The following is a 7820-nucleotide window of genomic DNA, read 5'->3' as shown; positions in this document are numbered from 1 at the left end:
GATAAGGGACGTCGCCATTACGAACAAACTGGGGAAGTGGTGTGGGATATAAAAACGGAAGAAAAAATAGTAGCTCTTACATTTGACGACGGTCCCCACCGAAAATATACTGCTGAAGTTTTAGATTTATTAGGTAATTACGATGCTAAAGCTACTTTCTTTATTATTGGAGAAAATGCAGAAAAATATCCGGAACTGGTATTAAGAGTACACGATGAAGGGCATGAAATAGCAAATCACACATATACACATCCTTTAAAAACAACAATCACAAAATTAGAGAAAGAATTAAAACAGACCAATGAAACAATATACAGTATTACGGGTTCTTACCCAAAGTTGTTTCGACCTGTTGGCGGGCAATATACAGATGACATGATCAAGTTGGCTGTGGACAAAGGATACACAGTTGTAATGTGGTCTTGGCACCAAGATACAGAGGATTGGAAAAACCCCGGTGTTAAAAAAATCGTCAATAAAGTATTGAATGTTACAAAACAGGGCGACATAATTCTTTTCCATGATGGTGGTGGTAATCGTAAACAGACGGTGAAAGCACTTGAGGAGATTTTGCCTGAACTTCAAAAACAAGGGTACAAATTTGTAACTATTTCTGAACTTATTGAGTATAAAAACAACAAATAATAGTGGTTGAAGCAGAAGATTTTCCGTACATTTGATTAAAAATAAAAAAACTCATAAAGGGATTTTGTTACGAAATTCCTTTATGGGTTTTTTACTATGTGAGATAAAAACTTATAAAGTTATTCATACACTCTTACTAATTCCAATTTCTCATATTTTCTTCACTGCGGTTAACACTCTTGGTTTCGATCGATTTGAACATGTACACGGAATAACCAACTAAACGACTTGTCATACATTTTAACATCTTTCTTGTTGAACTAACCTGCCCCGTTAGTTGAATAAGAAAAAGGCTTTACCCCTTATTGAAGTAAAGCACCCGTTAGTTCAATAAGGCAAATTTGAATTTCTTTATGATTTAATCTTGTAAATCATACTCATGAATTGGGTTTATACACTTTAAGATAGAGACAATTGCATTATTATATCCAGACATTTTTTCTATTTCTCTTTTAGCTGTAAATTCTTCGTTTTCAAACTGTACCGCAAGTCTATTTATTATTTTTAGGTACTTACTTACAAATTCATTTTCCTTCATCTCTTTAACGTCCGCTAACATTTCGTTATAAGCCATCAATTCACCCTCATTATCATCTTTAAAATCTGTTTTATTGATTATAGTATTTGTATTTGTGAAATGTATTTTCCTTTCAATAACATCTACCAATGTAAATTGGTTTAGTTTTTTATTATTCATACTTACCCCCTATTTGTTATTGAACTAACCTGCCCCGTTAGTTGAAGAAGAAGTCCTTTTCTACTTTTGAAAAGTCACTCATTAAATCTATATCATTAACTTCATATTTCTCTTTTTTTAACCTATTAACCATAAGTTCCAACGCGGTTTTCAAATTATTAATAAGATATTTCTTAATTTCTATGGTATTTGAAGTCTCCCATCTGTTACGTGGCATACCTATGTGGATTTCAATATACCGAYTTTTCTTACTTAAGCGTAACTTCTGACAGCCTTCAAACTCCCAATACCATAGATCGCCATCAACAAATATAGCTGGTGCGATTTCATCAACTTCTTGGCAATAAGCTTTATTACAATGCTTATTAAGGAGAATATTTATTCGAGTAATAAATTGTCCGACAGCCTTATCAGCTTTTTGATCTCCAAGTTGTGCACTAAGAGCAATATATTGATTCTCCATTGGTAGTCACCTACTTTCAGTTTACATCGACTACTTTTTCTTATTTTAAAGATACACCTTATTGAACTAACCTACCCCGTTAGTGGAATAAGAAAAAAGAGGCGCAGCCCGATGATCTTAAGCTAAAAAGCACCCGTTATTTGAAGAAGAATCTTTTTCCTTTAATTATTTATCACTATCAGGGAATCTCCAACATTTCGGAAATCCCATAAATCGAGTAAAGTAGTGGCTTCAGATAAAACTATTTATTATGTACTTTCTATGTGCACCTTCAACTATTCAGCCACTTTTATGTAAATATTGAAATAGCACAATTGCCATGGCTAATAGTTCTTCATTCGTATCATGTATGCGAAACTCTAAATTTCCCATCACTAATTTTGACAAATCGGCTTCGCTAATCTTTTGTGACTCTTTATAAACCAAAACTTGATTACTCACTTTATAGGATAGTAATTGATAGGTTTCGTCTTGAATATGGATGGCTAACTTATCCTCAAAATTTAGTTTATCTTTTATCTTCGGGGTATAACGAGCTTCCGCGATTTCTATGCCATTCTCTATTACTTTCCAAACAGCTTTGTTAGAAGTAAATTTACTATACTCTTGCCACTCTACTCGCTTGGTTTCATTAAAAAAAGCCAGATGGATATATTTATCGGGGGCATTTACCAACTCAACAAATAAACGTTGCCAAAAAGTAGGATAATACCGCCTATAGCGAAAAATACGTTGATTGCCTTTTGTAAGTTTCTTTTCCGTCCTTTTAGAACGTTCTGTTAATCTTGTTTGCCAAAGATCTTCTGATTTTGGTTTAAACTGTGCATCTTTTTTACTTTGAATAATTTCAATAATAAAAAATACTACCGCAGCTACTAAAAACAAACAGCTAAGACCCAATTGTGAAAGTTCAATAACCCCTTTAACAAAGTACCTAATCCAAATACCTAATTGAGTAGCTAGAAATAAAATGAATAAATACAACATGATGGGAATCCTCCTCCATCAACTATACGTATTTGAAGACATATTAGTTTCGAAAAATTTTTCTTATTGAACTAACCTGCCTCGTTAGTTAAAGAAGAAAAAGGCCTAACTTTTTATTGAAGTAAAGCACCCGTGAGTTGAAGATGTAGGTTTGGAATAAAGTTTGATCAAATTGATACTAATAACCTTGATAAATGAACAAAAAGAAAGAGTCTGTTTTGAAAAAAAAATTGATCAAAACACACTCTTAATATATTCAATTGAATCATTCATTTATAAAAAAGTTTGATTATTTCTGTGATCCTTCCTCCATTAAAGCACCCTTTAATGGAATAACCATCTTAAAGTCACTTAATTCTTAATTAACTATAGATTTAGTTGAATAAGAAAACATAGTTGTAATTTGGTTAGTTAATTTTGTCCCTATGAACCTGTCCAATTTGACGTCATCACATGTTATTTATCTATATTGGAAATAACTGCTCCAGTCATGGCATCAATGTACTGGATGGAGGTCCTGGAATGACGATCACACGCTTGATAAACAAGGATATAGGATTCTGTTTCACTATCATAATTTTTGTTCCAAGCTAATTCAAAATCCAAATGATTGATAAACATTTCACTTGCTTCTTTTTTAGAAATAACCGGTTCTACAGGGATTTGGCTCAATTGTTCCATATCAAAACGCGGTCCGCTATAATGATCAACCTGTCCTGTTTGACGATTAACAACAACCATAACTAATCCTAGTTGAATTGGTATACCATGACCGTTATGCATATGGAATGTAAATGATTCTTTCATTGAAGAATCATCCTCTTCATCCTCGTTTTCTCGAACAATCAGTTGTAGATACTGATAATAATCTGGAACTTTCATTTGTAAAAACACAATGGCTCTTTGATAACATGCCTCACGACTAAGTCTAAGATCGCCACTTCGTTCATTAAACCACATAAAGCTTCTGACTTTACCAGTTTTCTTTGAAATGAAGGCTTTAACTGTATCTTCTGACTGTCTATTGAAGTAGCCATTTATAGATAAATCCCCTTCCTTCATCTCCCAGTCCCGATCACGCCACACTATGCCCGTTTCTTCCCCCATATCTACTTCACGAATGACTTCCATCCTCTCGGTAATACCAATGATATCTTCAATAGATAAATCTTTTCGTACGGTCGTACTCGAAGGAGGAGTAAGCAAGACATATGTTTGCGGATCGTCTTCGTCATGTATAATCGTTAACGTTGGTTTCAAAACGTCCGCTTTATATTTCATGAAAAATTGCTCAGGTTCGTACACAAGACTGATTCCATCTTCTGCTACATCATGAATAGTAGTATACAAATTTGCAATTGTCAGTTGAAAATTAAGTCTATTTTGTACATGTTCAACCAGTTTTTCTTTTGAAATCAACATTTTTGGAATATCAGGAATCCTTTTCACACCTTCATATGTAAACTTAACAATATTCCCCGCGAGGTCTATATCAATATAACAACCAGCATGTTCTAACGGTAAGTCCATTACGATTTGTTCATAGTAAAAACGGTCTGCACAAGTAAGTTTTTTTGTTTTATAGTATGTTAAATCTTTTAATGCTTCAGGATAATGGCTAAGTAAAAATTGTTCGGCACATCCTCTTTTTTCCTCTATATTTAAAGGAATCACATCTGAATTTTTATCGTTACTATCAATTGATAAACTAGTCAAATTACCAGATAAATCCATATTAATAGTAATACCCTCATCTTGTTCTTCGTTTGTCCATGAAAACATTGCCTCCCCTTCTCCATTCTCTCGCTCAACATACTCCTCTATGTGAGGTTGAAAATGACCAGGAAGTTGGACCATCGATATTGCACGTTTCTTTAATTTTTCTCTTAGCAAGCAAGCCACCTCTGTAGTTTTGATATTTCTTTCTCTTTCTCCACTATTTGAATTTTACATTACTTAAAAGAATTGATATACCTTCTTGCATTATCCTGCTTCTTGGAAAATCGTCAGTATAATAACTACTTCGAAACCTTTTCAAAAATTCCTGCTTATTCCATTAAAGGGCGCTTATCTAAAGTATCAGCTTAAAAAAGCTGAAAGAATGTACCTTTTATCGTTGTTCAATGGCATTCCAAAAAAAGCCTTCTTATTGAACTAACCTGCTCCGTTAGTTTAAGTACATTTTTTCACAATCTTTATAGTGAAATTAACATAAATATCCAAAAAAAAAAAAAACAAAATCACCTCAATTCTAAGAAACGATAGAGGTGAGATAATTTTAATCAAACTTTATTAATAAATGATCAAACTTTTTTAGAAATTATCGGACTTTGTTTTAAATTATCAAACTTTATTTCAAAGCTACTGCCGCAATGGAAATCAACATTTATTTTTTTGTTTGTCTACAGTCTGAAATGACTGCCGATTAAAGGCAGTCATTTTTGAATCCATAGCAAGATTTTCTTTGCGTTAATTATTTTCATGAAGTTCTCATCTATCTTATCTTGATTTATTGTTCCATCCGTATTTATCATAACGACGTAATAATCTGAAAAGTCCACCCTTTTCGTCTGTTTTATTACCAAGTGGTAATGGAAACGTTATAAGTAGCTATTTTTACGTTTCTTTTCACAAAAAATTAATATGTTCTATAAATATGGGTCTTTCGGTTCTTTTGTTTTTTTCATCCTTTTACAGTTAACACAGGGATTGTGGATATAAAAGGCTGATAATAGACGGACGAAAGTGTTCCTTTAACATGTATCCATTCGTAATCTTCAATTTTCATATCCTCATGAAATTCACCTAACATCCCGAAAACACCTAAATCTGCTACACAATGTTTGATACCGAATTGAAGAACAAAAAGTTGCCTAAAGCGGACACTATCTTCTTAAAGCGTCAAACAAGCATGCTTTACTTCGCAGTAGCATCTTCTATAATCCAATCCACAGCACTTATTAAGTCCGGGAAAACAGCATCTGCAAGCGGATCACTCTTACCCAAGAATACTCCCTTTGTCCCTGCCTTTTTCCCTGCAATAATATCTGTATCGGTGTCTCCCACCATGTAGGATTGTAATAAATCAATATCATATTTTTTACTAAGATCTATAATTAATTTGCTATTTGGCTTGCGACAGGCACAGCCCGATTTTGGTTTATGGGGACAATAAGCCACGTCATGAATAACTGCCCCTTCCTTCTTTAATTCAGAAATCATATGGTCATGTATTTTATTTAGCTCAGTTTCCTTCATGAATCCCAATCCAACACCGCCTTGATTAGTTACTACAAATATGAAATCAAAGAAAGGATTCAATTTTTTAATTGCTTCTGGAACACCAGGTAAGAAGTATAGCTCATGTGGCTTATTTACAAATTTAACTCTATCCGTTAGCACTTCATTAATAACTCCGTCTCGATCCAAAAATATTGCCTTCTTCATTAAAATCACACCTTTACATGTATTAAACCCGTTCAATAAAAGAACGGGCTTATGCGTATTTGAGGGATATCTCCAAAATTACGACCAACACTTTTTTGATGAACTGCTTTTTTCAAGTTTTCTATTTTATTACCTTCCATTAATTTTGCGAATTGTTTCATTTCTGGATCCAGGTTAGGAATGAAATTGCTATTAAGTTTGAACTAAACATTGCCTATAGAAAAACCGAGAATATACTGTCTTTGCAGTTTTTCCTCGGTTTGCTTTCTTATAAACATTTACAATTTTCAATGAAAATATCCATGCCCTTTATGTATTACGTCTATTATATATAGCGCGACTTCTCCAACACCCTATATAAGAGAAGAATCTCTTCTGGGTTGCCATGGAAGCCCCAGGAAATACAATCCTTTAATTGGTGTTACTTATTTAGAAAACTACACTGTTCATTAACCCTAAATACATGGAAATTATACATAACATGCTCATACTAAAGGCTATAAGAGGTGAGAACTTTTTCACCGTCGCAACCCAAGCAAGGCATAAGAAACAAATGGATAGTCCAAAAAAGAGTATGCCTAACAAGTTTAAATCCATGGAAGCATCGATGGGTAAAGAAATGGATTCGGAGTAAACTGTACTAAATAATCTCGCCATTCCATTACTGGSAGCTACTGAGTCAATGTCATGTGGTGCTTCTTGTTGTGCAAGGACAGCTGTCGACGAGAAAATTAATAGTAGAGTAAAACTCTCCGCCTTAACCCAATTACGTGGATTAATAGTTGAGTCCTTTTGAATTTTTCGCTTCATCCAAATTCCGTTGATAATTGCAAAAAAGATAATGGGAATAAGTATTAAGTGCTTAATAAGCAAAGATTGTCCATATGGGAGAATCCAAGTATCTGCATAATTGTTCAAATCAATAACTAAAGTCATCAGAAAGTACCCTGACGCAGCTACTACCAATAAGCAGCTTATGGCTACCGGCGTAAACCATTTTAAAAACGTTAACCAGTTTGCAGAATTCACCGAAAACCAGCTGACTACTATCAATATGCCGACCCAAATTGTTACCGCTAGGAAATGGATGCAATGCGCTACAAATCCACTCCACTCGTTCAGAGAGGCTGAATGACTCGCCCATCCCAACGCTAAGAGAAGAACAAAGGTGAAGGACAATGAAATGACCGTGTGAATTTTTTTAGTGAAAATCGAGAAGAYCGAGACATACAGATAAAATGCAATTGATACAAACAGCGTAAATGACCATGCTTGCCCGACTTCAAAGGTAGAAATTACATTTTGTATGGTTACCCATAACCCAATGTCCTCGTAAAGAAAGAGTACGAGTCGTATTACCGGAAAGAGGGAAAAGATCACAATTCCTAAAATAGAAATCTGAATCCATCGTTTACGAATGGTTATTTCCGGTTTTCTACTTCCGGGTATAAGTGACAAGATGAGTGAACCCGTTATGAGTGAGAAACACAAATATAATAGCGTCTCAGATAAATAAATCAAAATCATTTACTTTCTTCCTTTCTCAACAACCAAAAAGTTGTGCCAATAGCTATCAATACC

Annotated in this window: 7 protein-coding genes and 2 pseudogenes; 1 reads left to right on the top strand and 8 read right to left on the bottom strand. The window is 34.0% G+C overall.

Annotated elements, in window-relative coordinates; genetic code table 11:
- A partial coding sequence (locus AC1DSB_RS11000) for a polysaccharide deacetylase family protein (protein WP_477586722.1) occupies positions 1-645 on the top strand: 645 nt, incomplete at its 5' end.
- 358 nt (positions 646-1003) lie between these two features.
- Here AC1DSB_RS11000 and AC1DSB_RS10995 read toward each other — a convergent pair.
- The 8 genes and pseudogenes from AC1DSB_RS10995 to AC1DSB_RS10960 form a co-directional block, all read right to left on the bottom strand.
- Positions 1004-1342: a hypothetical protein gene (locus tag AC1DSB_RS10995; protein ID WP_477586721.1), complete on the bottom strand. Its 339-nt coding sequence runs from the start codon at positions 1340-1342 to the stop codon at positions 1004-1006.
- A 37-nt stretch (positions 1343-1379) separates the two neighbouring features.
- Positions 1380-1805, bottom strand: coding sequence for a hypothetical protein (locus AC1DSB_RS10990; RefSeq protein WP_477586720.1), 426 nt, complete (start codon positions 1803-1805; stop codon positions 1380-1382).
- A 279-nt stretch (positions 1806-2084) separates the two neighbouring features.
- Positions 2085-2792, bottom strand: coding sequence for a hypothetical protein (locus AC1DSB_RS10985; RefSeq protein WP_477533341.1), 708 nt, complete (start codon positions 2790-2792; stop codon positions 2085-2087).
- A 456-nt stretch (positions 2793-3248) separates the two neighbouring features.
- Complete coding sequence (locus AC1DSB_RS10980) at positions 3249-4685, bottom strand: YcdB/YcdC domain-containing protein (RefSeq protein ID WP_477586719.1); 1437 nt, start codon at positions 4683-4685, stop codon at positions 3249-3251.
- A 755-nt stretch (positions 4686-5440) separates the two neighbouring features.
- Positions 5441-5667: pseudogene (locus AC1DSB_RS10975) on the bottom strand (TIGR03943 family putative permease subunit); the annotation flags it as partial.
- 41 nt (positions 5668-5708) lie between these two features.
- Positions 5709-6239, bottom strand: coding sequence for a D-glycero-alpha-D-manno-heptose-1,7-bisphosphate 7-phosphatase (locus AC1DSB_RS10970; protein ID WP_477533160.1), 531 nt, complete (start codon positions 6237-6239; stop codon positions 5709-5711).
- Positions 6240-6592: 353 nt separating this feature from the next.
- Positions 6593-6664: pseudogene (locus AC1DSB_RS10965) on the bottom strand (oxidoreductase); the annotation flags it as partial.
- A 4-nt stretch (positions 6665-6668) separates the two neighbouring features.
- Positions 6669-7766, bottom strand: coding sequence for a copper resistance D family protein (locus AC1DSB_RS10960; RefSeq protein WP_477586718.1), 1098 nt, complete (start codon positions 7764-7766; stop codon positions 6669-6671).
- Between the last annotated feature and the right edge of the window lie 54 nt (positions 7767-7820).

Source organism: Paenisporosarcina sp. P4_E4_2 (assembly GCF_056401595.1).
Note: the sequence above shows the minus strand (reverse complement) of the source record. Positions and strands in the feature narration are given on the sequence as shown.

Bases quoted from the DNA above. Each gene is read 5' to 3' on its own strand.
- AC1DSB_RS10985 (WP_477533341.1), bottom strand. From the start codon at position 2,792: ATGTTGTATTTATTCATTTTATTTCTAGCTACTCAATTAGGTATTTGG.
- AC1DSB_RS10970 (WP_477533160.1), bottom strand. From the start codon at position 6,239: ATGAAGAAGGCAATATTTTTGGATCGAGACGGAGTTATTAATGAAGTG.
- AC1DSB_RS10995 (WP_477586721.1), bottom strand. From the start codon at position 1,342: ATGAATAATAAAAAACTAAACCAATTTACATTGGTAGATGTTATTGAA.